The organism is Mycobacterium sp. E342 (genome assembly GCF_001667665.1).
In the GTDB taxonomy this organism is placed as follows: domain Bacteria; phylum Actinomycetota; class Actinomycetes; order Mycobacteriales; family Mycobacteriaceae; genus Mycobacterium.
Genome location: NZ_LZJM01000117.1, coordinates 1 through 887 on the forward strand (window position 1 = coordinate 1; position 887 = coordinate 887).

An 887-nucleotide genomic window follows, 5' to 3' on the forward strand; every position below is an offset into this window, starting at 1 on the left:
CGAGCAACGTTCCCCGGATCAATTTCTTGGCCGCGTCCAGCGCGGCGTGATAGTCCCGGGGCGGCGACGTGGCCGCCAGCTCCGTCAACCCATAGATCAGCGCGTAGACGGCCTCGACGATGCCGTTGCGGTCGGCCCGGTGCGCGAGCTCGCCCCGGCGGTAGGCATCGTCGATGACACCCTCGATGATTCCGCGAAACACCTGGAAGTCGGCCGCGAGCCGCGAATCGCGGGCGACAGCGCCTTCGGCGCGGATCACCCACTCGAAGGCGGCAAGATCGGGATACTCGCGCATGAGCCGGCCCGATTCGTCGAGCACCGCCTCGATGCGGTCGACGGCGGTCCCCGGGCGCGCGGCGGCCGCGCGCAGCCGCGGCAACGCGACGTCCGTGCGCGCCGCTATCGCGGCGTTGATCAGCTCCGCCTTGTTCGGAAAGTAGTTGTAGAGGCTGGCGCTGGTGATGTTCGCAGCCCGGGCGATCTCGCGAATCGTGGTGCGCGAATAGCCATTCTCGGCCACGCATCGCATCGCGGCGGTGATGATGCGGGCCCGGGTCTGCTCACCGTCGGCACCCACCGGGCGGCCCAATCGCGGCGGCGTGGCGCTCATGCGGCGGGAAGCACGTGGCAGCTCCGTCCATCACGCACTACGCACCTCCGCGGCGAAGCCGGAACTAATCGATCACTCGATTATATTCGACTGTGTCGGGCACCGAGAGCCGGCGGACGGGACGCGCGAGTGAGGACAGCACGGTGACGCGGGCGCAACGGGGACGTCCGGTCGGTGCCAGCGGCGAGGAGACGCGGCAGCGGATCGTCGTTGTCACCATGCGCTGCGTGGCCGAGGTCGGGTACGCGGGCGCCACCATCCGTGAGATCGCCCGGGC

The 887-nt window shown here is 69.6% G+C and carries 1 protein-coding gene and 1 pseudogene; one reads left to right on the plus strand and one right to left on the minus strand.

Annotated features, from left to right (window positions below; genetic code table 11):
• A partial coding sequence (locus A5692_RS30360) for a TetR/AcrR family transcriptional regulator (protein WP_068051724.1) occupies positions 1-610 on the minus strand: 610 nt, incomplete at its 3' end.
• A 143-nt stretch (positions 611-753) separates the two neighbouring features.
• Here A5692_RS30360 and A5692_RS30365 point away from each other — a divergent pair.
• Positions 754-887, plus strand: a pseudogene (locus A5692_RS30365) (TetR/AcrR family transcriptional regulator); the annotation flags it as partial.